This window comes from Chitinophaga sp. SYP-B3965 (assembly GCF_009647655.1).
Taxonomy (GTDB): Bacteria; Bacteroidota; Bacteroidia; order Chitinophagales; family Chitinophagaceae; genus Chitinophaga.
This window is the reverse complement of the sequence record NZ_WJFD01000005.1, coordinates 48,322-73,708: the sequence shown is the minus strand read 5'-3', so window position 1 is coordinate 73,708 and position 25,387 is coordinate 48,322. Positions and strand designations below refer to the sequence as shown.

29 protein-coding genes are annotated in these 25,387 nt (G+C 46.4%); 13 read left to right on the top strand and 16 right to left on the bottom strand.

Features of this window, described 5'->3' with window-relative positions:
• The first annotated feature begins 1 nt into the window (after position 1).
• Positions 2-1,003, top strand: coding sequence for a beta-ketoacyl-ACP synthase III (locus GFS24_RS23625; RefSeq protein ID WP_153663935.1), 1,002 nt, complete (start codon positions 2-4; stop codon positions 1,001-1,003).
• A gap of 75 nt (positions 1,004-1,078) precedes the next feature.
• Here GFS24_RS23625 and GFS24_RS23620 read toward each other — a convergent pair whose 3' ends face one another.
• The 3 genes from GFS24_RS23620 to GFS24_RS23610 form a co-directional block, all read right to left on the bottom strand.
• A complete protein-coding gene (locus tag GFS24_RS23620; protein ID WP_153663933.1) occupies positions 1,079-1,348 on the bottom strand; it encodes a hypothetical protein in 270 nt (89 codons plus the stop codon).
• A gap of 221 nt (positions 1,349-1,569) precedes the next feature.
• Positions 1,570-2,253, bottom strand: a complete 684-nt coding sequence (locus GFS24_RS23615; protein WP_153663931.1) for an NUDIX domain-containing protein — start codon at positions 2,251-2,253, stop codon at positions 1,570-1,572.
• Between the two features lie 9 nt (positions 2,254-2,262).
• Positions 2,263-2,757 carry a DinB family protein gene (locus tag GFS24_RS23610; RefSeq protein WP_153663929.1) on the bottom strand — a complete coding sequence of 165 codons (495 nt, stop codon included), beginning with the start codon at positions 2,755-2,757 and terminating at the stop codon, positions 2,263-2,265.
• A gap of 74 nt (positions 2,758-2,831) precedes the next feature.
• On the opposite strand from GFS24_RS23610, the gene GFS24_RS23605 reads away from it, so the two are divergent.
• Both GFS24_RS23605 and GFS24_RS23600 read left to right on the top strand, forming a co-directional pair.
• Positions 2,832-4,034 carry a PLP-dependent aspartate aminotransferase family protein gene (locus GFS24_RS23605; protein WP_153663927.1) on the top strand — a complete coding sequence of 401 codons (1,203 nt, stop codon included), beginning with the start codon at positions 2,832-2,834 and terminating at the stop codon, positions 4,032-4,034.
• On the top strand, positions 4,031-4,540 hold the full coding sequence (locus tag GFS24_RS23600; protein WP_153663925.1) for a GNAT family N-acetyltransferase: 510 nt from the start codon (positions 4,031-4,033) through the stop codon (positions 4,538-4,540). Before GFS24_RS23605 ends, GFS24_RS23600 begins: the two co-directional genes overlap by 4 nt.
• Here the strand turns inward: GFS24_RS23600 and GFS24_RS23595 are convergent.
• The 4 genes from GFS24_RS23595 to GFS24_RS23580 form a co-directional block, all read right to left on the bottom strand.
• Positions 4,476-4,859 (bottom strand): hypothetical protein, encoded by a 384-nt coding sequence (locus GFS24_RS23595; protein WP_153663923.1) that lies wholly within the window; start codon positions 4,857-4,859, stop codon positions 4,476-4,478. The genes GFS24_RS23600 and GFS24_RS23595 overlap by 65 nt on opposite strands.
• An 86-nt stretch (positions 4,860-4,945) precedes the next feature.
• The gene (fabD, locus tag GFS24_RS23590; protein WP_153663921.1) at positions 4,946-5,854 is read right to left on the bottom strand and encodes an ACP S-malonyltransferase; all 909 of its coding nucleotides are present in this window, start codon (positions 5,852-5,854) and stop codon (positions 4,946-4,948) included.
• Between the two features lie 114 nt (positions 5,855-5,968).
• Positions 5,969-6,574 (bottom strand): GTP cyclohydrolase I FolE, encoded by a 606-nt coding sequence (gene folE / locus GFS24_RS23585; RefSeq protein WP_153663918.1) that lies wholly within the window; start codon positions 6,572-6,574, stop codon positions 5,969-5,971.
• Between the two features lie 18 nt (positions 6,575-6,592).
• Positions 6,593-7,006 carry a 6-carboxytetrahydropterin synthase gene (locus GFS24_RS23580; RefSeq protein WP_153663917.1) on the bottom strand — a complete coding sequence of 138 codons (414 nt, stop codon included), beginning with the start codon at positions 7,004-7,006 and terminating at the stop codon, positions 6,593-6,595.
• Between the two features lie 75 nt (positions 7,007-7,081).
• Here GFS24_RS23580 and mqnB point away from each other — a divergent pair, with 75 nt between their 5' ends.
• Positions 7,082-7,726 (top strand): futalosine hydrolase, encoded by a 645-nt coding sequence (gene mqnB / locus GFS24_RS23575; RefSeq protein WP_173003175.1) that lies wholly within the window; start codon positions 7,082-7,084, stop codon positions 7,724-7,726.
• 8 nt (positions 7,727-7,734) lie between these two features.
• Positions 7,735-8,523, top strand: a complete 789-nt coding sequence (locus tag GFS24_RS23570) for a 1,4-dihydroxy-6-naphthoate synthase (protein ID WP_153663913.1) — start codon at positions 7,735-7,737, stop codon at positions 8,521-8,523.
• On the opposite strand, the gene GFS24_RS23565 is transcribed toward GFS24_RS23570, so the two are convergent.
• From GFS24_RS23565 to GFS24_RS23525, 9 genes are all read right to left on the bottom strand, one after another.
• Complete coding sequence (locus GFS24_RS23565) at positions 8,520-9,797, bottom strand: deoxyribodipyrimidine photo-lyase (RefSeq protein ID WP_153663911.1); 1,278 nt, start codon at positions 9,795-9,797, stop codon at positions 8,520-8,522. The two genes, GFS24_RS23570 and GFS24_RS23565, sit on opposite strands and share 4 nt — an antisense overlap.
• A 2-nt stretch (positions 9,798-9,799) precedes the next feature.
• On the bottom strand, positions 9,800-10,630 hold the full coding sequence (locus GFS24_RS23560; RefSeq protein ID WP_153663909.1) for an aminotransferase class IV: 831 nt from the start codon (positions 10,628-10,630) through the stop codon (positions 9,800-9,802).
• A gap of 15 nt (positions 10,631-10,645) precedes the next feature.
• Complete coding sequence (locus tag GFS24_RS23555) at positions 10,646-11,302, bottom strand: 3-oxoacid CoA-transferase subunit B (RefSeq protein ID WP_153663907.1); 657 nt, start codon at positions 11,300-11,302, stop codon at positions 10,646-10,648.
• 11 nt (positions 11,303-11,313) lie between these two features.
• The gene (locus GFS24_RS23550; protein WP_153663905.1) at positions 11,314-12,006 is read right to left on the bottom strand and encodes a CoA transferase subunit A; all 693 of its coding nucleotides are present in this window, start codon (positions 12,004-12,006) and stop codon (positions 11,314-11,316) included.
• Between the two features lie 19 nt (positions 12,007-12,025).
• On the bottom strand, positions 12,026-12,481 hold the full coding sequence (locus GFS24_RS23545; RefSeq protein ID WP_153663903.1) for a DUF4296 domain-containing protein: 456 nt from the start codon (positions 12,479-12,481) through the stop codon (positions 12,026-12,028).
• 4 nt (positions 12,482-12,485) lie between these two features.
• A complete protein-coding gene (locus GFS24_RS23540; protein WP_153663901.1) occupies positions 12,486-13,400 on the bottom strand; it encodes a DUF4835 family protein in 915 nt (304 codons plus the stop codon).
• Complete coding sequence (gene coaBC, locus GFS24_RS23535; protein ID WP_153663899.1) at positions 13,393-14,598, bottom strand: bifunctional phosphopantothenoylcysteine decarboxylase/phosphopantothenate--cysteine ligase CoaBC; 1,206 nt, start codon at positions 14,596-14,598, stop codon at positions 13,393-13,395. Before coaBC ends, GFS24_RS23540 begins: the two co-directional genes overlap by 8 nt.
• Before the next feature lie 76 nt (positions 14,599-14,674).
• Complete coding sequence (locus tag GFS24_RS23530) at positions 14,675-14,974, bottom strand: DNA-directed RNA polymerase subunit omega (protein ID WP_253906577.1); 300 nt, start codon at positions 14,972-14,974, stop codon at positions 14,675-14,677.
• 10 nt (positions 14,975-14,984) lie between these two features.
• On the bottom strand, positions 14,985-15,788 hold the full coding sequence (locus tag GFS24_RS23525; RefSeq protein WP_253906576.1) for an outer membrane protein assembly factor BamD: 804 nt from the start codon (positions 15,786-15,788) through the stop codon (positions 14,985-14,987).
• A gap of 351 nt (positions 15,789-16,139) precedes the next feature.
• Between GFS24_RS23525 and mraZ the strand changes: the two genes are divergently transcribed.
• The 8 genes from mraZ (at position 16,140) to GFS24_RS23485 (ending at position 25,380) form a co-directional block, all read left to right on the top strand.
• Positions 16,140-16,607: a division/cell wall cluster transcriptional repressor MraZ gene (gene mraZ / locus GFS24_RS23520; RefSeq protein ID WP_153663893.1), complete on the top strand. Its 468-nt coding sequence runs from the start codon at positions 16,140-16,142 to the stop codon at positions 16,605-16,607.
• A 10-nt stretch (positions 16,608-16,617) separates the two neighbouring features.
• Positions 16,618-17,529 (top strand): 16S rRNA (cytosine(1402)-N(4))-methyltransferase RsmH, encoded by a 912-nt coding sequence (rsmH, locus tag GFS24_RS23515; protein WP_153663891.1) that lies wholly within the window; start codon positions 16,618-16,620, stop codon positions 17,527-17,529.
• Positions 17,530-17,608: 79 nt separating this feature from the next.
• On the top strand, positions 17,609-17,983 hold the full coding sequence (locus tag GFS24_RS23510; protein WP_371731309.1) for an FtsL-like putative cell division protein: 375 nt from the start codon (positions 17,609-17,611) through the stop codon (positions 17,981-17,983).
• An 85-nt stretch (positions 17,984-18,068) separates the two neighbouring features.
• Positions 18,069-20,120: a penicillin-binding protein gene (locus GFS24_RS23505; RefSeq protein WP_253906575.1), complete on the top strand. Its 2,052-nt coding sequence runs from the start codon at positions 18,069-18,071 to the stop codon at positions 20,118-20,120.
• Entirely contained in the window at positions 20,120-21,586 is a 1,467-nt protein-coding gene (locus GFS24_RS23500; protein WP_153664400.1) for a UDP-N-acetylmuramoyl-L-alanyl-D-glutamate--2,6-diaminopimelate ligase, read from the top strand. The genes GFS24_RS23505 and GFS24_RS23500 overlap by 1 nt, the downstream gene beginning before the upstream one ends.
• Before the next feature lie 24 nt (positions 21,587-21,610).
• A complete protein-coding gene (mraY, locus tag GFS24_RS23495; RefSeq protein WP_153663887.1) occupies positions 21,611-22,864 on the top strand; it encodes a phospho-N-acetylmuramoyl-pentapeptide-transferase in 1,254 nt (417 codons plus the stop codon).
• Positions 22,865-22,869: 5 nt separating this feature from the next.
• Entirely contained in the window at positions 22,870-24,204 is a 1,335-nt protein-coding gene (gene murD / locus GFS24_RS23490) for a UDP-N-acetylmuramoyl-L-alanine--D-glutamate ligase (protein ID WP_153663885.1), read from the top strand.
• A gap of 15 nt (positions 24,205-24,219) precedes the next feature.
• Positions 24,220-25,380 (top strand): FtsW/RodA/SpoVE family cell cycle protein, encoded by a 1,161-nt coding sequence (locus tag GFS24_RS23485; RefSeq protein WP_371731308.1) that lies wholly within the window; start codon positions 24,220-24,222, stop codon positions 25,378-25,380.
• Positions 25,381-25,387: the final 7 nt, after the last annotated feature.

The following is a 25,387-nucleotide window of genomic DNA, read 5'->3' as shown; positions in this document are numbered from 1 at the left end:
TATGAGCAAAATAACGGCCGCCATCACGGCGGTGGGTGGGTATGTTCCCGACTATGTACTGTCTAACCAGGAATTGGAGAAACTAGTAGAAACAACAGACGAATGGATTACCACCCGAACCGGCATCAAAGAAAGGAGGATACTGAAGGGCGAAGGTAAGGGTACTTCTGAGTTATGCGTACCTGTGGCTCTGGAAATTTGCAAAAAAAGAGGCATCAGTCCGGAAGAGATAGACTTACTGATCGTAGCAACCGTAACGCCGGACATGGTGTTCCCTGCTACGGCCAATGTGGTAACGGATAAGATCGGTGCGAAGAATGCATTTGGGTTTGATATTGCCGCTGCCTGCTCTGGTTTCCTTTTTGCACTGGATACCGGCGCAAAATTCATTGAAAGCGGACGTTATAAAAAAGTAATGATCATTGGGGCAGATAAAATGAGCTCCATTATTGACTATACAGACAGGGCCACCTGCATCATTTTTGGCGACGGCGCCGGCGGTGTATTGCTGGAACCTAACACAGATGGCTATGGGGTAATTGACAGCATCCTGAAAAGTGATGGTCATGGCCGCGAATTCCTTAACATGAAAGCCGGCGGATCTTCCAAACCAGCAACCCTTGAAACTGTAGCTGCCCGTGAACACTATGTGTTCCAGGAAGGAAAAACGGTTTTCAAATACGCAGTAGCCAACATGTCTGACGCTGCCCGTGGAGTGATGGAACGCAACCACCTTACTGCAGATGATATCACCTGGCTGGTACCTCACCAGGCCAACCTCCGGATCATCAACGCCACTGCCAATGCAATGGGTTTACCGGAAGATAAGATCATGATCAATATCCAACGTTATGGCAATACCACAGCAGGTACAATTCCTTTGTGCCTCTGGGATTGGGAAAGCAAGCTGAAGAAGGGAGATAACCTGGTACTGGCTGCCTTTGGCGGTGGTTTTACCTGGGGGGCCTGCTTCGTTAAATGGGCTTACGACGCAAAAAATTAGATTTGAAAAGGGGCTGTTCCGGATAAGAACAGCCCCTTTTTTAGTATCAAACCCTGAGCCTATGTCGAGCCTATGTCAAAAGAACCCTGGCTCTTCGTTAATATAGAAATCAGAGCGGTAAAAGCCATACAAGTCTGTTCCGCAAAACGGGCAATAGCGGATACTGATATGGTTTACGATCTTTTTTTGTCCTTCCTTATATCCGGGCGTCAGGTAAAACCTATACGCATTATTGGGATCCATCCGGAATTCCGGGTGGGGCTTTACGATCCTTAAATTGATCCCTTCTTCACGGGATACCTCATGTCTGATGCCAAACCTGGCGCAGCAATACTTACGATACATATTCGTGCCATTTTCTTTCGTAGTTAGGTTAATGGGTAACAAGGCGGTTTGGTTATTGAGCGGCGGAAGTTTCCCCGGCTAGGGGGCGTTCAACATGATATAATAGCCTTTATATACCGGATGCAGGAATGCTACGGAATGGGAATACGGGTGCCATATCGGGTGGAACAAACACATCTGGTGGGTTTCAGTGATGTTATGCTTTTGCGACTCTGTTCTTATTATATCTCAAATACCAGCCCATGCTGTGTAAGGGCATTATACTTCGTTTTGTCGAACCGGTAAAGGTGTGCTCCCTTTTTCGAAGTGCTCTTATCTTTCTCGTCCAGTTTTTCTAAAATATCCATTGCCAGGATCTTCTTCCTGAAGTTACGTTTATCTAATGGACGCTGGTATATTTCTTCGTACAAATTTCTCAGTTGCGGCAGGGAGAACTTTTCCGGCAGCAGTTCAAATCCAATCGGATGGAAATGGGCTTTATCTCTCAAACGCGCCAATGCATCGCTCAGCATCTGCGCATGGTCAAAGATCAGTTCAGGGATCTGGTGGAGGGACAGCCAGTGTGCGCCATGTGCATTGGCCAGGATGCGGTCATGCTCGCTGATACGGATCAGGGCATAATAGGCCACGGATATTACCCTGGCGCCTGAATCCCTTTCCACATCGCCATAACATAGCAACTGGTCCATATAAATATCCTGGATACCGGTGGTTTGCTGTAATACCCGGGTAGCCGCATCATTGGTACTTTCTCCTTCCTGCACAAAACCTCCTACCATAGACCATGCTCCCTCCATAGGGTCCACCTTCCGCTTGATAATGAGGAGTTTCAGTTTACCGTCCTCAAATCCGAAGATGATACAATCGACCGCAACTAAATGTCGGGGGGCTTTTTCGTATGGCATACTAATCGCTTATTTTTTGATCCTGGTATATTCTATAAAATCCGTCTGCGGTATTTTTGTAACACCCGTCTGACGCAGCATGGTCACCAGCTGGCCACGATGATAAGTGGAATGATTAAACGCTGATAACACCACATGATCCACCGCCGATTTGCAAATCCCCTTCACTATATGATGATACTCAATGGTATGTGCCAGTTTTGCATCAGAAGCCGTTGCCACAAAATCTTTCAGCAACTCGCTTTGCCGGGAGAACAGGTGCACAAATTCCTGCCAGTTCCCGGAAAAATCCTTTGAAGGGAAAATAACCGGTGTAGCCAGGTGTAACCTTTGATACCAGACACTTTCCGAATCCCACATGTGGTAAATGGTTTGGCGCATGGAAGAGAAACTGCTGCCCAGGTCCTTATCCAGCTGCTCTTCCGTTAAACCATTCAGCAAAACGATGATCCGCTGGTTGGCCCAGATATTATACATCGCAAACCGCAGTAAGAGATCCTTCATCTAATATCTTATTTTTACAGAGGTAAAATCACTAACAAGATAATCATTACCCGAAAACAATACAAAATCAAACCATGAAACAAGCACCGCTTACCGGTTTCAGTTCAGTATGCGTTCATGCAGGGCATGAGCAAGACCCACTATACGCCCATCTTACACCCATTTATGCCTCCTCTACCTATGTATATGATTCTGCAGAACAAGGCATGCACCGGTTCAGTGGAAAAGAAGATGGTTACATCTACACCCGCTGGGACAGTCCAAATTTCCGGGAAGCGGAAGAAAAGATTGCAGCCCTGGAAGGCTTCGGACTCAACATGCAACTGAAGGCAAAATTGCACGCATCCGGTATGGGCGCGCTTTCCACCCTTTTCTTCTCCAATCTCAAATCAGGAGATAAAGTGATCTCTCATTATTCCCTCTACGGCGGTACGGATGAAATGTTCCGGAAAACGTTGCCGCCATTGGGTATTGAGACCATCTTCATAGATATGCAGGACCTCAACAAAACGGAAGAGATCATTAAAGCAGATCCTTCCATTAAAATGATGTACCTGGAAACGCCCGCCAATCCTACTTTAAAGTGTGTAGACCTGGAAGCGTTGTGTGGCATTGCACAGCAGTATAAACTGGTTTCTGCCGTAGATAATACTTTCGCTACCCCCTATCTGCAACAACCATTTGCTTATGGCGCAGATTATGTTTTCCATTCTACCACCAAATTCCTGAATGGCCATGGTACTGCCATTGGAGGTGTGCTCGTTGGAAAAGACCTGGAAATGATGAGAGGCCCGGTAGAAAAAATGGCCCGCATGCTCGGCGCCAACAGTAATCCTTTTGATTCTTTCCTGCTCACCCAGGGTATAAAAACACTGGAAGTGCGCATGGAACGTCATTGCCATAATGCTATGGAAGTAGCTGGTTTCCTGGATGGGCATCCGGCCATTGCCAGAGTGAACTACCTCGGCCTTGCAGATCATCCTGATTTTTCCATTGCTTCCCGCCAGATGAAACATGCCGGCGCCATGCTCAGTTTTGAATTGAAAGATGGGCTGGAAGCAGGTAAACGTTTCATAGACCGTTTGCAGATGTGCCTGCGTGCTGTATCATTGGGCACTTGCGATACACTCATCTGCCATCCCGCCTCCATGACACATTACAGCGTACCAAAAGAATTAAGAGAGAAGTATGATATCACGGATGGTTTGATCCGTGTGAGTGTAGGCATTGAAGCAGTAACTGATATTTTAAACGACCTGGAACAGGCCTTATCATGAGCATAATAATTCGTAAAGCGGAAAAAGCAGATTGCCCACGGATGATGGAACTGGTGCGGGAACTGGCTTTATATGAAAAAGCGCCGCAGGAAGTAACGGTTACACAAGAACATTTTGAAGAAAGCGGCTTTGGGCCAAACCCTGTGTGGTGGGCATTTGTAGCAGAAGTAGACGGCGTGGTGCAAGGGATTGCTTTGTACTACATCCGGTATTCTACCTGGAAAGGTTGCCGTATGTTCCTGGAGGATCTGGTGGTGTCTGAGGCCTCCCGGGGTCAGGGGCTTGGTAAATTATTGTTCGATAAACTGATAGAAGAAGCTGGCGAGAAAAACTTCTCAGGCATGGTTTGGCAGGTACTGGAATGGAATGAGCCAGCTATCAATTTCTATAAAAAATATAACGCTAAGTTTGATCCGGAATGGTGGAACGCCAGTATTGAATTTACTGTTTCTCAAAGATCAAATCCTGTGGCAGCCCCCCGGGATCAACAAAGAACCGCCCGATAGTGAAGCTCTTTTTATCCACCGCCATTTTGAAATAGAATTTCTGCTGGCGGGTTTTGAGGAGCAAACTATCTCCTTCTATGGTGTAATAGTAGATACCGGATTCATTGGCGCGGCTAACATAATCTGGTAATTTGCGGGATTGAAAATAAAAACTTCCTTCTGTTCCGGTAGCAGTAGTGCCTGGCAGGGTAGATTTTTCTTCATGTTTGAATACGATAACTTCCTGACGCTGACTTGTTTCTATCCAACGGTCTTCATATTGGTCGGATTTGCTACATGCCATCAGGCTGGTTAAGGCAAGGAGTAATGCTAGGCGCATGGGATCGGTTTGTTCTCTTAGAACGGGTACAGGGCTGAAAAAGTTACATATTAAAAGCCGGGGAATGTGCTTCCCCGGCTTTTAAATTATTTTGCTACGGCTTCTTCCAAACCAGTGGAGATACCATCTGTTACTGCTATTTTATCGATCTTACCGATCAGTCCCTGCAATACTTTACCGGGGCCAACTTCTGTAAAATGCAAAGCGCCATCTGCTATCATTGCTTGTACACACTGCGTCCATTTTACGGCACCCGTGAGCTGGCTGATCAGGTTTTGCTTGATCTCCGCCGGATCTGATACTGCTTTTGCCACCACGTTTTGGTACACAGGGCAAATAGGGGTATTAAAGGTCATTTTTTCAATAGCATCACGCAACTCAGCCTGGGCCGGAGCCATCAGGGGAGAATGGAAAGCGCCACCTACCGGCAACAGCATAGCTCTTTTGGCGCCGGCTGCTTTCATCAGTTCCATAGCACGTTCCACAGCAGGAACGGTTCCGGAGATCACCAGCTGACCGGGGCAATTATAATTAGCCGGTACTACCACATCATCTGTGATGGTAGCACAGATCTCTTCTACTTTTGCATCTTCCAGCCCTAATACTACCGCCATTGTGCTGGGTGTAGCTTCACAGGCTTTTTGCATGGCATTGGCACGGATGGCTACCAGGCGCAGCGCATCTTCAAAAGCCAGGGTGCCATTGGCTACCAGGGCAGAAAACTCCCCCAGGGAATGGCCGGCTGTCATAGCCGGCGTAGGATTATCCAGGCAAAGGAAACCGATCACAGAATGCAGGAACACAGCGGGCTGCGTTACATTGGTCTGCTTAAGGTCCTCGTCTGTTCCGGTAAACATGATATCAGAAATGCGGAAACCCAGAATTTCATTCGCTCTCTCGAATAAAGATTTCGCTTTGGGATTATTGTCGTAAAAACTTTTGCCCATTCCCTGGAACTGGGAACCCTGGCCTGGAAAAACGTAAGCGTGTTTCATTGGTTACGATTTGTATTACATTAATTATCAGCGAGCAAATATATGTAAAAAATTATGGTTTAACCTAGCTACCGGAGTATGCCATGTTAAACCATAATTTTTATATGCGCTTATTTATCTTCTGCTGATAAGGTCTGAACTGATCAGTTTCATAAATTCTGCACGGGTAGCGGGATGTTCAAACTGACCGCTGAATGCCGAAGTGGTAGTCACCGAATTCTGTTTGGACACACCACGCATCATCATGCAAAGATGTTGCGCTTCTATCACCACTGCCACGCCCTGCGGTTCCAGTGTTTCCTGGATAGCGTCCAGGATCTGATGCGTTAAACGTTCCTGTACCTGCATCCTGCGGGAGAATACATCTACCACCCTGGCAATTTTGCTCAGGCCGGTGATATAACCATTAGGGATATACGCTACATGTGCTTTCCCGAAAAAAGGCAGCATATGGTGCTCACACATGGAATACAATTCTATATCCTTTACAATCACCATTTCGCTGTAGGACTCTGTGAATTTTGCTCCGTTGAGGATCGCTTTCGCATCCATTTCGTATCCCTGCGTCAGGTACTGCATTGCTTTTGCCATGCGTTCCGGCGTTTTGAGCAGGCCCTCTCTTTCCGGATCTTCTCCCAGCAATTCTATTGCTCCCCTGTAATGCTCTATTAAACCGGATGTTACTTTCTCGTCGAATTTTTCTTCCTTCTTGTAAGCCATGTCTGTATTTATTATCGCTTATTTGCCACCGAAGTACTCTACGTAGATCTTGGCAGTTTCATACAGTTTAATACAATGCAGCTGAACGGTATCCGGCAGCGCCTTTTCCAGTTGTTCCCAGATAGCAATAGCCACATTCTCCGCAGAAGTGAATTTGCCTGCCATGAAATCAACATCCATGTTCAGGTTCTTATGGTCCATCTTCTCGATGACGAGGTCTTTGATAAGCACACCCAGGGTCTTGGCATTGAATACAAAACCTGTTTCCGGATCAGGATTACCTTTCACCGTTACATGCAGGTCGTAATTATGCCCATGCCAGTTGTCATTAGCACATTTGCCAAATACTTCCAGGTTTTGCTCCTTGCTCCAATGCGGGTTGAATAACTTGTGTGCCGCATTAAAATGCTCCACGCGCGTTAAATAGATCATTTTATTTCTTAATAAATTTCTGCAAAAATAACGCAATTAGACGAGAGTACCCGTTGGGCAATGTACCTTTGCAGAATGAAAGTATTGGTCACAGCTGCTACAGAGCCAGAGATCAAACCTTTGATCAACTGGCTGAAAGAAGAAGTTACAATAAACGGACAAATCGAAGTGGAGGTGATGATCACAGGGATCGGGATGTTCAGCACGGCTTATCACCTGGGTAAATATTTTGCCAAAAAAAGACCGGATCTGGCCATACAGGCGGGTATTGCCGGAAGTTTCCAGCACAGCTGGCCCATTGGGGAAACGGTGGTAATAGAACAGGAAGTGCTGGGGGACCTGGGGGTAGAGGATAACGACCAATATAAAGACCTCTTTGATATTGGCTTATGGAAGGCTGATATGGCACCCTTTACACATAATTATTTACCGAATACATCCCCTGATTTTGGCTTACGTAAAGCGCGGGGGGTTACGGTTAATATGGTCAGTGGTTCCGCTGCTACCATCACCCGCCTGGAAGAAAAGTACCAGCCGGACATTGAAAGTATGGAAGGCGCGGCCTTTCATTATTGCTGCCTGATGGAAAATATTCCTTTCCTGCAACTCCGCACCATTTCAAATTATGTGGAAGTGCGGGACAAAAGCAAATGGAATATTCCACTCGCCGTAACGAATCTGAATAATACACTCCGCAGTATATTGCAGACGATAAAATAGATTGAATCATGCATCTGACATTAGGATTTTCGCCCTGCCCGAATGATACCTTCATCTTCGACGCACTGGTGAATCAGAAAATAGATACGGAAGGATTTAGTTTTGAGACGAAACTGGAAGATGTGGAAACCCTCAACCAATGGGCTTTACAAGGCAAGCTGGACATCACAAAACTGAGCTTTGCCGCAGGACTCAAAGTAGCAGATACATACAGACTGCTGAACAGTGGCAGCGCATTGGGCCGTGGTTGCGGACCATTACTGATTGCCAGAAAAGATATTCCTCTTACAGAAATAAAGGATCTCACCATTGCTATTCCCGGTGAGAATACAACGGCTAACCTCCTTTTCCGTATTGCGTTTCCGGGTGCTGTCAATAAGAAGATCATGCTGTTTTCCGATATTGAAAATGCCGTATTAAACGGAGATGTGGATGCCGGTGTGATCATTCATGAGAACCGTTTCACTTACCAGTTAAAAGGTCTGGTGAAATTGATAGACCTGGGAGAATTCTGGGAAGCTACAACAGGGCAGCCTATTCCGCTGGGCGGGATCTTTATCCGGAAGGATCTTCCGGAAGCTGTGCAGCAAAAGGTAGATAAACTGATCCACTCCAGCCTTCAACATGCTTTCTTTGGGTATCCCACATTATCATCTTATGTAACAGCGCATGCACAGGAAATGGATGAGCAGGTAATGCGCCAGCATATTGATCTTTACGTAAATAAATTTAGCCTGGATCTGGGAGAAGAAGGAAAGATTGCGGTGGCGAAGTTGAAGGAGATGGCGGGGGTTTAGGATTTTTTTAATGCCTTGCCGTATACTTCCAGGGCACGTTTTCGGGCTACATCATGTTCTACTATGGGTGGGCTATCTATTTCCGTCACCCATTTACCAATGTATAACAAGTCCTTGTCAAACTTCTGCGTTTGCAAGGTGGGATTGAATACACGGAAATAAGGAGCTGCATCACAACCGCTGCCAGCGGCCCATTGCCAGCCTCCGTTGTTAGCCGCCAGATCATAATCCAATAACTTTTTCGCGAAGTAAGCTTCTCCCCATCGCCAGTCTATCAGTAGATGTTTGGTGAGGAAACTGGCAACAATCATCCTCACACGGTTATGCATATATCCCGTTGCATTCAGTTCCCGCATCCCCGCATCTACAATAGGATAACCAGTTTGTCCTTCACACCAGCGCTGAAATTCCTTTTCATTATTGCGCCACATTATACCATCGTATTCCTTCTTAAAAGACTGATGCACCACCTGCGGGAAATGCCATAAGATCATTTGATAGAAATCCCGCCAGATCAATTCATTCAGGAATACTTCATTCAGTTGCCTTGCTCTTTGTGCCAGCGCCCTGATGCTGATAGTGCCAAAACGCAGGTGTACACTTAGCCTGGAAGTGCCGTCCACAGCGGGAAAATCCCTTGTTTTATCATAGTGGCGCAGCAAGGCTTCTTCAATATCTTTATCAGGGAAGTTATTATCCGTTGCTTCAAAACCCATATCTGACAAAGCAGGAACAGGTAATGGTGGCTGCTGATAAAACCCCTCCCCTGCCGGATAAGGCTTCAGATAAAAATCATTCAGTTTGAGCTTCCACTTTTTGCTGTAGGGGGTGAAGACCGTGTAGGGCTCTCCGTTATCTTTCACTACTTCATCCTTTTCAAAGATCACCTGATCCTTGTAAGTATGAAAAGGAATACCCAATGCCTTCAATTGCACGCTGACAGCCGCATCCCGCTCACGTGCATAAGGTTCGTAATCATGATTGGTAAAAACAGCTTTTACTTTGTAACGCTTGGTCCAGTGTGCAAAAGCCTGTTCCGGTGTACCATAGAAAACATCCAGCGTGCTTCCTTTTTTCACCAGCTGCTGTTGCAATTGCGTCAACACATCATGGATGAACTGCAATCGCTTATCGGCACGATCCTCCAGATCATTCAGAATATTGGTGTCAAAAATAAAAACAGGAATAACCGGCATACCGCTGCGTAAAGCATGATATAAAGCCGCCTGGTCTGAGAGCCGGAGATCCCGGCGTAACCAGCAAAGTGCTACCATAATTATAAGATAGATTCATACAACAGTTCATGCACGATAGCAGCTGTTGCATTGCCATAACTGACTTTGCGGAACTCCCCTACCCAGCGGATCCCGTAAATAGCATTGGTGAGGAAGATCTCCTCCGCATCCTGGAGGTCTGAAATAGTGAGAGGCTTTTCTTCTATTTTAAAAGGAAGATCAGCCTGCAACAAGTGTTTGCGCATTACACCACAAACACAGCCTTCACTCAGCGGCGGCGTAAATATCTTTCCATCCTGTACCGCGAAGATATTAGCGATAGTAGTATCTGCTGCACGGCCACGATGGTTCAACAGCAACACTTCGCTCAGCTGATGTTGTTTGGCATATAAGGCTCCCATGATGTAAGGGAGGCAGTTGTTGGATTTGATGTTTGACAGTTTATCCCCGGATTTGGTAGCATCCGCATATACATCCAGCCTTAAGCCGGCATTGTTCAATTCAAAGATATGCTTCGGCAATTCCCAGCACTGGATAATGAAATGCGGTGTATGATCAACCGGATCGTACAACCCGGTTCCTGCGCGCCATACGGTAAGCCTTACACGTGCCAGCGGGCTCACATTGTTCATGCGGCAAAGTTCCTGTATCAGGCCGGTAAAGTATTCTTTAGAAAAATGCGCAGGAATGTGGAAGTGCAGGATATGCAAACTCGCTATCAGTCTTTCAAAATGAAGATCTGCCAACAACAGTTGTCCCTGATAGACTTTCATCGTCTCAAAACATCCGTCGCCATAGCGAAAACTGCGATTATCTACGGTGAGCAATGGCCTATCACTCGCCATGAATTTTCCGTTATAACACAATTGCATACTTCTAATTTACGATTATATTACCATTTCAGGAATTTCTCCTTCTACGATTAACCGGCCGGCTGTTTTAGCCACAATCTCTTCCACAGGAACACCCGGCGCCCGCTCCAGCAGCTTAAATCCGTCAGGGGTTACCTCCAATACTGCCAGTTCCGTTACGATCTTTTTAACACAATGCACACCTGTTAATGGCAGTGTACACTGGGGTAGTAATTTGCTTTCCCCTTTTGGGTTGGTATGCATCATGGCTACTATGATATTCTTGGCAGAAGCCACGAGGTCCATAGCGCCGCCCATTCCTTTCACCATTTTACCGGGGATCTTCCAGTTAGCAATATCCCCGTTATCAGAAACTTCCATAGCCCCCAGCACAGTGAGGTCTACTTTCCCTGCGCGGATCATGCCAAAGCTTTCTGCGGAATCAAAAAAAGCGCCGCCGGGCAATACTGTTACTGTTTCTTTACCTGCATTGATCAGGTCTGCGTCTATATCTTCTTCTAAGGGGTAAGGTCCCATGCCCAGCATACCATTTTCAGATTGCAGCATGATGGAGATCCCGGAAGGAACAAAATTGGATACAAGCGTGGGAATGCCAATCCCAAGGTTCACATACATGCCATCCTGCAGTTCCTGTGCAATGCGTTTAGCGATACCGTATTTATCGAGAGCCATTGTAATTGATTTTAGATCTTCACTGTTTTACGTTCAATACGCTTTTCATAATTGCTTCCCTGGAAAATGCGGTGAACATAAATTCCCGCTACATGGATCTCATCCGCATCCAGTTCTCCCGGTTGTACAAGATGTTCCACTTCTACAATGGTCACCTTACCTGCCTTTGCCATGGAAGTAGAAAAGTTCCGGGTGGTTTTCCTGAAAACAAGGTTGCCCATGATATCGCCCTTCCAGGCTTTTACCAATGCAAAATCCGCATGGAGAGCTAGTTCCATGAGATAATCCTTACCGTCAAAATTGCGTGTTTCTTTCCCTTCTGCTATTTCCGTACCATACCCTGCCGGGGTAAAAAAAGCAGGAATACCCATACCAGCCATCTGGATCCGGGTGGCTAAAGTTCCCTGGGGAATAAGGTCCACTTCCAGTTCTCCGGATAACAACTGTCTTTCAAATTCTGCATTCTCTCCTACGTAAGAGGACATCATCTTTTTGACCTGCCTTGTATTCAGCAACTGGCCCAGTCCAAATTCATCCACGCCGGCATTATTGGAGATACAGGTCAATGTGTGAACCCCTTTGCGGACCAGGGCAGAGATGCAGTTTTCCGGAATACCGCACAAGCCAAAGCCCCCGAGCATGAGGGTGGCGCCGTTGGGAATATCGGCGATCGCTTCATCGGCGTTAGCAACTACTTTCTTCATGTTTTGGTGTTATAATTAATTAGGGTAAAGTCAGGATCATACTATCCGCACGTGGCCAGTAGAGGGAATCCCTGCGGGTTCTGCCAGGAATGCCACTCATCTTCTGCGTCTTTATCTGTTCAAGAGAATCCAGCACTTCGCGTTTACGCTTCACGATCTCCTGCATTTCTTTATAGATCTCTTCCAGTTTGTCCGGATGATATTCGTAGTACTTATAACTGTGTTGAAACTCTTCCCGGCTGAGGCCGTGTAACTGAAGGATCTGCACATAATATCGCTTCACATTTTGTTCGCGGACGGAATCAGCTATTCTCGCGGTATCTATTCCCTGGTCCCTTCCAAATACTTCCGCATAATTCATATCCAGCAGGACATCCCGCATTTTATCCTTCGGCAGCACACCTTTTGGTACACGGTCCGCCTGTCCGCAGGCGAATAACAAACTGAGCAAAAACACTCCGGCCGTCTTACGCATGAATCTATCTTAATTGTTGGTATTTATTAGCATTAGGTATATCCAGTACGGATAGCATCTGCCCCGCCCTTACTTTTTCCTGGGGCGGTGCTTTGGAAAAGATCTTCAACAGCTCATCGCTCTTTGCATTAAAGAAAACCTGCAACAGCATAGAGTTCGGCATTTCTTCCTGGATGCCCATGAGCATGTTGAGGCAGTTCATCACTGCTGCCCTTCCTTTGTTCACATCTTCATACATCTGATCCAGACCCATGCGGTGATACTGGTACATCACATCATGAAAGCGGCTGAACTTTACATTGAGCAGGTTATCCTGCAACCAGTAACGGTTACGATTGCCTTCAAAAGCCTTCCAGCCGGAAATGTCTTTCCCGTCAGGAGCATTGTTCACAATGTTCAGTGCCTTTTTGAAATAATTATCGCCACCGCGGGGAGAGAAGGAATCGTAATCCATCCCCAGGATGATATAGATATAATAAGCAAGAGAAGCGGTGAGATTGGAAACCAGCGGATCATTGGCCACGATACGCTGTTCATTAAATTCCAGTGGCTGGAACTCGATGTATTTAAAAACAATATTGTTATCCTGAGTGTTCAGGATGCTGGTGGTATAACCTGCATTGAAAACCGGGCGGGTGGCCTGGATGGTCAGGGAAGCCTTGTAAGTATTGTTACCCAGGGCCTGTGTTACATTCAGCAGAAAATTGCATTCAATACGTTCTGCAGGTGTAAATGCATCATCTGTCCAGCGGCGGTTATTAAGGAATTCAGCCAGGGCGCTTTGCAGCGTAGTGAAGATCTTCTTATCCGTGCCGGTGCTCAGTTGTGCAGCCTGTACAGAAACATTGGCCCTCAGTTCCTGCGCTTGCGTTTGAAAACAGCAGAACAGGCAGAGGGAGGATAACAGGTATTTAAGCATGTTGCAAGTCAATTATAGCCAATACTATATTTCGGGCCACCTCCTGCTTTGACTGCAGGGGCAATGCCTGCTCTTTTCCATCGCGGGATAAGAGCAGTACTTTGTTTGTATCGTAATTGAATCCGGCGCCGGCGTCGTTCAGGGAATTGAGCACTACCATATCCAGATTTTTATCCTGTAGCTTCTTTTGCGCATACTCACGCTCATTGTTCGTTTCCAGGGAAAATCCTATCAATAGCTGGCCGTTCTTCTTCTGGCTGCCCAGCGTACGGGCAATATCTTTCGTTTTTTCCAGTTCAATACTCAGTTCATCGTCCTTCTTCTTCATCTTCTTATCCGCTACTGTTTTCGGTCTGTAATCCGCTACGGCAGCAGCCATCACAATAATATCCGCTTTGGGAGAAAGTTCCAGGCAGCTGGAAAACATATCAGCTGCTGTTACAACCCGGGTGGTAGTTACACCGCTATGTTGGGTGGAAAGATGTGTTGGCCCTAAAACCAATTGCACACTGGCTCCTGCTTCGGCTAATGCTTCTGCAAGTGCTATGCCCATTTTTCCGCTGGAGTGATTACTGATAAAACGAACCGGATCTAAAGGTTCCTGAGTAGGGCCGGCAGACACAAGGGCAGTTTTACCAGCCAGTGGTCTTTGTTGTGCGCGGTCTTTAAAGAAATTTTGCAGATAGGTGACCATCGCTTCCGGTTCAGCCATTCTGCCTTCTCCGAATAAACCGCTGGCCAGTTCTCCTTTTTCGATGGGTATCTGCAGGTGGCCATAAGAGAGCAATTTAGCCACATTGGTCCTGGTAGCAGGGTGCAGCCACATATCCTCATCCATGGCAGGAGCAAATAATACAGGGCAGGTGGCAGAGAGGTAAACTGCCAGCAGCAGATTGTCCGTGATCCCATTGGCCATTTTGGCCATGGTATTGGCGGAAGCAGGGGCAATCAACATCACATCTGCCCAACGGCCCAGCATTACGTGGTTACTCCAGCTGCCATGCTCACTGATAGTAACTCCAACTTCCTGTTTGGAAAGCGTGGATAGTGTGAGCGGTGTGATAAACTCCGTGGCGGCGGGAGTCATAAGGACTTTTACCTGGGCGCCTTCCTTTACGAGTAAACGCACCAACAGGGCAGCTTTATAAGCTGCAATGCTGCCGGAAACACCTAATAGAATCTTTTTCCCTTGTAACATGTAGCAAAACAAAAGCGGCAGAATTGATACATCCTGCCGCTATGAAGTTAATATTTTTCGTGATAACTGATGGGAATCAGCTATACAGATCGTCATCATTCCTACGGTAGTAGATCTTGTTATCCAGGAATTCGTTAGTAGCCTGAATAGCAGAATTAGCCAGTCTTTCGTAGAAGCGGGAAATTTCGATCTGCTCCTTGTTCTCATGCACTTCTTCCAGATTATCCGTGTGGCTGGCGAACTCTTCCAGTTTGGAATGCAGTTCTTCCTTTACAGTAATATTGATCTGGTTTGCCCTTTTGGCAATAATGGCAATAGATTCATACAGGTTACCAGTCCGATTTTTGATATCAGTGGTGTTCCTGGTTTCAACCATAGGGTTTATGCTACTGGTTAGACTTCTCTTTAGTTTGCTCATTTTCCAGCGTTTTTATGTTATTTTTTGCTAAGGTAAAATATTTTTCGGCATCGTCCTTCAATTTGCTGGACGGGTAGCGGTCTGAAAACTCCAGGTATTCGGTCACCACTGTCTCATAACGCTCTAACTGCTTGGTAGGTATGCTTTGTTTAGCATACTGGTAGTAGCATTTAATGGCCATGAACTTGTATCCGTCACTTTTCTCAGAATCCGGGTAAGCGCGCATCAGGCTTTTGAATGAAACACCTGCTGCTTTAAAGTGGCCCAGGTTATAATACAGTTCAGCTGCATTATAGTCCTTTTGTTCCAGCTTCCGGCGCAACAGTTCTATCACCACGTTCGCTTCCGCTGCCTTGGGGGAAGTGGGGTACGAGTTGATGAAGGTCTGCATGGCGGCGATAGCCTTCATGGAGTTGGTTTGATCCAACGGTACCTTGGGAGACAGCTTGTAATAGCTATAAGCAGCCTGATAATCAATCTCCATAGCCCTTGGGCTGCTGGGCAAAGCTTCCAGGTAGTTCTTGAAATGGAAGGCGGCCTGGGTATAGTCCTTTAAATAAAAGGAGCAATAGGCGTACCTGTAGTACAAATCTTCAAACTTCTCGGTGCCTTTAAAGATTGGAATCAGTTCCTCATACAGCGTTTGCGCCATCTGGTACTTTTTCTTATCGTACATCTTATTCGCGTACGATAGTTTCTTTTCAAGATCGTTGCTTTTTTCAATCCGTCTTAATTCCCTGTTACAGGAGACAGCGCTAACGAGAAATGCCAAAAGGCCAGTGTATAAGAGAATTTTCCTCATAAAAAAGAATCGCAAAGGTACGAATTAAAAGCAAATATTGTTAACAGCACAGGAAGGTGCCGTTAAAATTTTGCAAAAATGGTGTAAATCAGTGATTAAGGGCTGCGGAACGGGCTTATCCACAGATAAATGACCTCCGCTAACATTTTATCCACATTACTATTCACAGTATCCACATTCATACTGCTAAAAGGACCCTGAAACCCTGTCTATCAGGCACAAATGACCTGTGGAAAAAATATATAATCCCTTTTCTCGGTTAAAAGTGGGAAAAAGTGTTATTTTGTGTTAGAAAGTAGGATTTATCCACTAAATCAAAGCATGACAGGATTTTTAGGTGAATATGAAGCAACGCTGGACGCGAAAGGGCGCTTCCTGCTCCCTGCCGGATTTAAACGGCAGATAGCGGAGAGTGCTGGCAACCAGTTTGTGCTGAACCGTGGCTTTGAGAAGTGCCTCACTTTGTACCCGATGAATGAATGGCAACCTATACAGGAGAGAATTGGCAAGCTGAATGATTTTGACCCGAAAGTTAGGGAATTCCGCCGCTATTTTCTCAACGGGGCCACCATTCTGGAACTGGATAGTGCAGGCCGGCTGAACATCCCAAAGAACCTGATGGTTCATGCAGGATTGGATAAAGACATTGTGCTGACGGCTGCCAACAACAAGATTGAGATCTGGGATAAGACTAAATACCAGGAGTTCTTTGATAATTTTTCACCGGAAGCCTTTAGCAGCTTAGCGCAACAGGTAATGACCGGAGAGGGACAAAATTTGGGATTGTAAAGCGGCGCATATGGAACCATCACAGTATCACCTGCCCGTTCTGCTCCACGAGGTAGTAGAGCATTTACAGATCAAACCCAACGGCACGTATGTGGATGTCACTTTTGGTGGCGGCGGACACTCCAGGGCGATCCTGGAAAAACTGAGCCCACAAGGCAGGCTGATTGTGTTTGACCAGGATGAGGATGCTTACCGTAACCGGATCATTGATGACCGTGTCACCTTCGTTCGCGAAAATTTCCGTCACCTCCACCGCTTCATGAAATTGCATAAAGCTTTGGATGCAGACGGATTGCTGGCAGACCTTGGCGTTTCTTCACATCAGTTTGATACAGGCGCCCGGGGATTTTCCACCCGTTTTGACGGAAACCTGGATATGCGGATGGATACCCGGAACACCCAAACGGCAGCAGATATCCTGCACACCTATTCTGAGCAAAGGTTACTGCAGATCTTCCAGGATTACGGAGAAGTAACCAACTCCAAAACCCTGGCAAAAACGATCGTACAGTTGCGGAAAGCGCATCCGTTACGCACCATTACTGAATTCAAATCTCTCATACAGCCTATTGTGAAAGGCAATCCTGCAAAATACCTGGCCCAGGTTTTTCAGGCCCTGCGGATAGCAGTGAATGATGAACTGGGGGCTTTAAAAGATCTGCTCACACAATCGCAGCAGGTTTTGAAGCCGGGAGGTATACTGGCCATTATCACCTTCCACTCTTTGGAGGACAGGTTGGTGAAGAATTATATGAAAACCGGAAGTTTTGAAGCAACGGAAGATAATAACCCCTACGCTTTTGAAACACCGCCAAAGCTGTTCAAACTGGTCACAAAAAAACCAGTCACAGCCAGTGAAACAGAGTTGCGGGCAAATCCGCGGAGCAGAAGCGCAAAGTTACGGATCGCAGAAAAAGTATAACAGCGCCGGTTATTTCCATCCTATCCCTTAGTTACTGAGAAAAGAAATTTGAGAATAAACTGTTGCTAAACCTTGTAATGTGTTGCAGGAAGAAGAAAAGCATATGAATGAAGAAGCGGGTGCAGATGCACTTCCACAGGAGCCGAAAAGAGAATGGCGCCTGCGGATCAACTATCAGCTCATCACGCAAAACCTTCCATTCCTCCTTTTCCTGGCAGTACTGGCACTGGTGTACATCGCCAATAGCCATCTGGCAGAAAAAAAGATCCGCCGCATCAACAAGCTGAGCAAAGAGATAAAAGAACTGAAATGGGAATATCTGAGCGTGAAAAGCGAACTGATGTTCCGGAGTAAACTGAGTGAAGTGAGCAAAGCCGTAGAACCGCTGGGATTGAAAGAACTGAATGCGCCACCGCAACGCATTGAAGTGAAAACGGAAAAAGCGGAACAATAATAATATTCATTAGATACTGATACCTGACCCGGCAATGGAAATAAAAAAGGACATATTATGGCGAGCTTATCTGTGCTTAATCGGCATGGGGATCTTCGCTGTGGCAATCCTCGGCAAGGTGTTCTATATACAACATGTGAAAGGCGATTACTGGCGCAGCATGTCTGACAGTCTCCATACTTCCTTTATGGACCTGGATGCAGACCGTGGTACCATCTATTCCGAAGAAGGGCGCATGCTTTCCACCTCTATCCCCTATTTCGATATCCGGATAGATTTCCAGGCAGATGGCCTGATGGATAAGAAAGCCAACATCTTTAAGGATAATATAGATTCTCTCTCCGTCCGCCTGGCGGCCCTGTTCATGGATCGTTCCGCAAATGCATACAAGAAAATGCTGGAGGAAGGATACAAGGATAAGGACCGCTACTTTCTTCTCAAAAGGGATATCAAATTCGATGACTACCAGGAACTGCGGACCTTTCCAATGTTCCGGCTCGGAAGGAACAAAAGCGGGCTCATAGCAGAGACCAAGAATAAACGGATCAACCCCTTCAAATTACTGGCCAATCGTACGATTGGCCTTGCGCGTGAAAATTCGCAGAACGTAGGACTGGAAAGGACTTACAACGAAAACCTGAACGGTGTTACCGGCAAACGCCTCATGCGCCGCATTGCAGGCAACACTTTCATGCCGGTGGAAGGATTTGATATTGAACCGGAAAACGGGAAAGATATCATCACCACGCTGGATGTGAACATGCAGGACATCGCAGAGAACGCCCTCATGAAAATGCTGACGGACAACGAAGCAGAACATGGCACCTGCATCCTGATGGAAGTGAAGACCGGTAAGATCAAAGCTATTGCCAACCTGGGCCGTCAAAAGGATGGCAGCTATTGGGAAGATCTGAACTACGCCCTGCAGGTAGGAGAACCTGGTTCCACTTTCAAACTGGCTACTATGATAGCCTTACTGGAAGATGGATTTGTGACACCTAACAACATGGTGGACCTTAATTATGGCAGATGGCCGATCGGCAAAAGGGTGGTGTATGATTCCGAACCTCACCACTATACCACGGTAACCATAAAAAAGGCGTTTGAAAGAAGTTCCAATGTGGGCATGGCAAAACTGGCCTATCAATATTATTATAAGAAACCGAACGAGTTTGCCAATCACTTTAAAAGATTACACCTCGATACACCTACTGGAATTGACATTGTGGGAGAAGGAAAGCCGGTGATCAAAACAACCGCTTCCCGCAGCTGGAGTGCCAGCACCCTGCCCTGGATGGCTTTTGGATATGAAGTATTACAAAGCCCGCTGCAAACAGCCATGCTGTATAACGCAGTAGCCAACAACGGAAAAATGATGCGGCCTTACCTCGTGAATGCCATCATGGAGTTCGGCAAACCGGTTAAATCATTTGAACCAACAGTAGTACTGGACAGCGTTTGCTCTCCCCGTACACTGGCACAGCTGAAAGATATGCTGGAAGGTGTGGTACTGAATGGTACCGCCGTAAAACTGCAAACACCTTATTACCGTATTGCCGGCAAAACGGGTACAGCCCTGGTGGCTAACGGAAACCGCGGATATGCGGATAAGATCTACCAGTCTTCTTTTGCAGGATATTTTCCGGCAGATGATCCGCAATTCACTTGCGTGGTGGTGATCAAAAATAAACCGCATGCGGCCAAATTCTATGGTGGTACAGTAGCAGGACCCGTGTTCAGAGAAGTAGCGGATAAGTTATACGCGCTGGCTATTCAGAAACCACGCAGCATGACAGGTGTTATAGGATTAGATACACTCATGGCCATGAAAGGTGGTAAAGGAAGTGAATGGCGCAGCGTGGCGACCGCATTGAACTTACCATGGCAGGGAACGATCAATAATTCCAACTGGGTGAGTGCAGATGTAAAGAATAACAAGCTCAGCTTTGAATCCCTGTCACAGGCAAATGGCCAGGTGCCGGATGTAAAAGGAATGGGATTGAAAGATGCTTTATACCTGTTGGAGAATGCAGGACTCAGGGTAGTGATCAAAGGAGCCGGAAGAGTTACTTCACAATCTCTGCCAGGTGGTACTAATATTGGAAAAGAACAAACAATCATAATAGAATTAGGTTGATGAAGACGCTGCGGGAAATATTATATAACGTGAACATCCTGGCGGTGCAGGGCAATAATGATATTGCCGTGCGCGCTTTGAGCATTGATTCACGGCAGATCAAAACAGGCGATGCATTCATCGCCATTCGTGGTTTTGCAGCGGACGGGCACCAGTTCATTTCCAAAGCAATTGCACAAGGCGCTTCCGCAGTTGTCTGTGAAACGCTGCCGGATACTATTTCCCCGGATGTATGTTATGTGCAGGTGAGCAACAGTGCGCAGGCTGGTGGCATAATGGCTGGCAACTTCTTCGACAACCCTTCTCAGAAACTGACATTGATAGGAATAACAGGCACCAATGGTAAAACTACCATCGCTACCCTCCTCTTCCGTTTGTTCACACAACTGGGCCATCACTGCGGATTATTATCTACTGTGCAGAACCAGATAGGTGACCGGATCGTACCCGCAACGCATACCACGCCTGATCCTATCAGCCTGAATGCATTGCTGGCAGACATGGTTGCAGAAGGTTGCGATTATGCTTTTATGGAAGTAAGCTCCCATGCTATTCACCAGCAACGGATAGCCGGGTTGAAATTCGCAGGCGGCATCTTTTCCAATATCACCCACGATCACCTGGATTATCACAAAACCTTTGATGAATATATCCGTGTAAAGAAGGCGTTCTTCGATCAGTTGCCGAATAATGCTTTTGCACTCACTAACCTGGATGATAAACGCGGGCCGGTGATGCTGCAAAATACCAAAGCCCGCAAGGCCACTTACAGCCTGCGTAGCATGGCAGACTTTAAAGGAAAGATCGTTGAGAATAATATCACCGGCCTTGTGATGCTGGTAGGAGAAAGAGAAGTACACTTCCGCCTGATAGGAGAATTCAATGCCTATAATCTCATGGCAGTGTATGGCGCAGCGGTACTGGCAGGTAAGGAAAAAGATGAAGTACTGGCAGCACTCAGCGACCTGAAAGGAGCTGAAGGCCGCTTTGATTATATCATTTCTAAACAGCAACGCATCATTGGTATTGTGGATTACGCACACACACCGGATGCTTTGCTCAATGTACTGGCTACTATCAAAAATCTCCGCCAGGGGCATGAGCAGATCATTACTGTTGTGGGTTGCGGAGGAGACAGGGATACAACCAAACGTCCGGTGATGGGAGAAGTAGCGGCAGAACATAGTGACAAAGTGATCTTCACGTCGGACAATCCCCGTTCTGAAGATCCGGGAGAGATCATCCGCCAGATGGAAGCAGGTGTTGGCGTACATCAACGCAAGAAAGTTATTTCCATTGCAGACCGCAAGGAAGCTATCAAAACCGCTTGCAGTTTTGCACAGCAGGAAGACATCATCCTCATCGCTGGGAAAGGCCATGAAAAATACCAGGAGATCAATGGGGTAAAACATCCATTTGACGATAAACAAGTGCTACTGGAAATGTTCGGACTGTTAGAAAAATAAATCAGAGATCACGATCCGTTTTATATGTTATACTACTTATTCAATTATCTAAAAACAGAATTTAACTACACCGGTACCGGAATGTGGCAATTCATCACCTTCCGGGTAACGATGGCGTTATTACTGTCCCTCGCGATCTCTTTGCTTTTTGGTAAACGCATCGTACGGTATCTGCAAAAGAAACAGATCGGCGAAACCATCCGTGATCTGGGCCTGGAAGGGCAAGTGAGCAAAAAAGGCACTCCTACCATGGGCGGCCTGATCATCCTTGCTGCTATCGTGATCCCTACTATCCTGTTCGCCAGGGTATTGAATGTATACATCCTGCTCATCCTGCTTTGCACTATCTGGTTGGGATTGATCGGGTTTATTGATGACTATATCAAAGTATTTAAAAAGAATAAGGAAGGTCTTGCCGGCAGATTTAAAATACTCGGGCAGATAGGCCTTGGCCTCATCGTAGGCACTACCCTCTATTTCAATGACAACGTGGTGATCTCCCGCGAAGTAATGAACGGCAAAAAGATGCCTGCCAATGAAAGAGTGATCAACAGCTCTGAGCGGGTAACGGTAGACGGGCAGAGGTTTGTGGACGTTAAAACGCCCATCACCACTATCCCTTTTGTAAAGAACCATGAATTCAATTATTCCAAACTGATCTCCTGGATGGGACCTGGTGCGGAGAAATATACATTCATCCTGTACATCCTGATCGTGATCGTCATCATTGTGGCGGTATCCAATGGAGCCAATCTTACGGATGGGCTGGATGGACTAGCCACAGGGGTCTCAGCAGTGATAGGGATATGCCTTGGCATTTTCGCTTATGTGAGCGGTAACATCAAGTTTGCAGAGTATCTCAATATTATGTACATCCCCAACCTGGGAGAACTGTCCATATTTATTGCAGCTATGGTTGGTGCCTGTGTGGGTTTCCTCTGGTACAATGCTTTCCCCGCCCAGGTTTTCATGGGTGACACGGGCAGCCTTGCACTGGGAGGTATCATTGCATCCCTGGCCATTATTGTGCGGAAAGAATTACTGATCCCCATTTTCTGTGGTGTTTTCCTCGTAGAAAACCTGAGCGTGGTGATCCAGGTAACTTACTTCAAGTATACGAAGAAGAAATATGGTGAAGGGCGAAGGGTCTTCTTAATGAGCCCGCTGCATCACCATTACCAGAAGTTAGGGTATCATGAAAGCAAGATCTCTGTGCGGTTCTGGATTGTGACGGTGATGTGTGTTGTATTTGCCATCGCTACATTAAAAATGAGATAAGGCCCATGAAACTCGTCATACTGGGAGCTGGAGAAAGCGGGATAGGTGCAGCATTGCTGGGAAAACAACAAGGGTTTGAAGTATTTGTTTCAGACGGTGGTCAGATCAAAGACATCTATAAACAGGAGCTGGCGGTGAACAGCATCCCTTTCGAAGAAGGGCATCACTCCTGGAATATTATACTGGATGCGGATGAAATTGTGAAGAGCCCGGGTATACCGGAAAAGTCGGAACTGATGAAGAAGGTACGGGAGCGTGGCGTATCAGTGATCTCTGAGATCGAGTTTGCGTGGCGCTTCAGTAAAGACAAAAAGATCATTGCCATCACGGGAAGTAACGGTAAAAGCACCACAACAGCGCTCACTTACCACATTTTCAAAACAGCCGGCCTCAACGCCGCACTGGTGGGCAATATCGGAATCAGTTACGCCCGCCAGGTGGCGATAGAACCGGCGGACTATTATATCATAGAGATCAGCAGCTTCCAGCTGGACGATATACGTGATTTCAAACCGGATGTAGCTATCCTGCTGAATATCACGCCAGACCATCTGGATCGCTACGACTATAAGATGGAAAACTATGTGGCATCAAAATTCCGCATAGCCATGAATCAAACGAAGGAGGATTTTTTCATTTACTGTAAAGACGATCCAGAGATCAGGCATTATTTAGAAACGAAACCCATTTATTCAGAACCAATACCTTTTAGCATTATGGAACCATTGAAAGAAGGTGGATTTATAGAAAACGAACAATTGAATATTCACGTGAAAGACGAACCGGTGATTATGTCTATGTATGACCTGGCATTAAAAGGAAAGCACAATTTGTATAATTCAATGGCAGCAGGGATCGCAGGTCGCACAATGGATATCCGGAAAGAAAAGATCCGGGAAAGCCTGGCTTCTTTCAAAAGCCTGGAGCACCGTATGGAATATGTAGCCACTGTGCGTGGTGTAGATTTTATAAACGACAGCAAGGCAACTAACGTGAATTCAGTATGGTTCGCATTGGAAAGTATGGAACGCCCCGTTGTTTTGATCATGGGCGGTGTGGACAAAGGCAACGATTACACCGCCATCCGTGACCTGGTAAAGGAAAAGGTGAAGGCTATCATTTGCCTGGGCGTAGATAACCGTCCCATCCACGAAGGTCTTTCCAAAGACATCGAAGTAATGGTGAACACGGACAATATGAAGGATGCCGTAGCGGCCGCTTTCCAGATGTCCAGCAAAGGAGATGTAGTATTGCTTTCTCCGGCCTGCGCCAGCTTTGACCTCTTCAAGAACTATGAAGAGAGAGGCCGCCAGTTCAAGGAAGCAGTGAGAGAACTTTAATCATAAATAACAAGCGTGAACAACTTACTTCAAAGGACAAAAGGTGATAAAGTGATCTGGACGATCGTGTTCTTCCTGTCTGCAGTAAGCTTGTTGGCAGTGTACAGTTCAACCGGCTCTTTGGCATATCGGGTTTACAGCGGGCATACGGAGTACTATTTATTTAAACAGCTCTCCGTATTGCTACTGGGTGTGATGATCATCTACTTTGCGCACCGGGTGAATTATACCATTTACTCCAGGGTGGCACAGATAGGTTTTATATTGTCCATCCCCCTGCTGATCTATACACTGGCATTCGGATCCAATCTGAATGAAGCCAGCCGCTGGATCAGGCTGCCGGTGATCAACCTCACGTTCCAGACCTCGGACATTGCGAAGCTGGCGTTGTTCATGTACGTAAGCAGGCAACTGTCCCGCAAACAATTGGTGATCACGGATTTCAAAAAAGGATTCCTGCCCATCATCATACCGGTTGGCGTTATCTGTGCACTGATCATGCCGGCAAACATGAGTACGGCTTTGCTTTTAGGAGCCAGCTGTATGTTGCTCTGTTTCATTGGCCGGGTACCGTTGAAGTTTTTGTTATCCATGATAGGAGGTGCAATCGTATTGATCGTGCTGATGTTTGCGATAGCCAGTTTAACAGGATACGGACGTGCGGAAACATGGAAAAAGAGGATAGAAAGTTTTACAAGTGGTGAAGCACATGAAGTGCCCTACCAGGTTCAGCAGGCAAACATTGCGATTGCAGGTGGCGGCACAGTAGGGAAAGGACCGGGTAATAGTACGGCAAGAAATTTCTTACCGCACCCCTATTCGGATTTTATTTTTGCGATTATTCTTGAAGAGTATGGTATCTTTGGCGCCTTTTTAGTGTTGGTCGCCTATCTCGTACTACTCTTACGAAGTATCAGAATATTCAAGAATTGTCCATACGCATTTGGTGCATTCCTCGCATTAGGCCTGAGTGTTACATTAGTGATACAGGCATTGATGCATATGGCCGTAAACGTACACCTGCTACCGGTTACAGGGTTAACCCTGCCGCTGGTGAGTATGGGAGGATCGTCCGTGATCTTTACAAGTCTGGCGATAGGAATTATACTGAGTGTGTCCCGAAGCGTAGAAGAAACTACAAAGAAAGAGGTTACCAATGTGGCAGTTGCCGCATAAAGAAAAC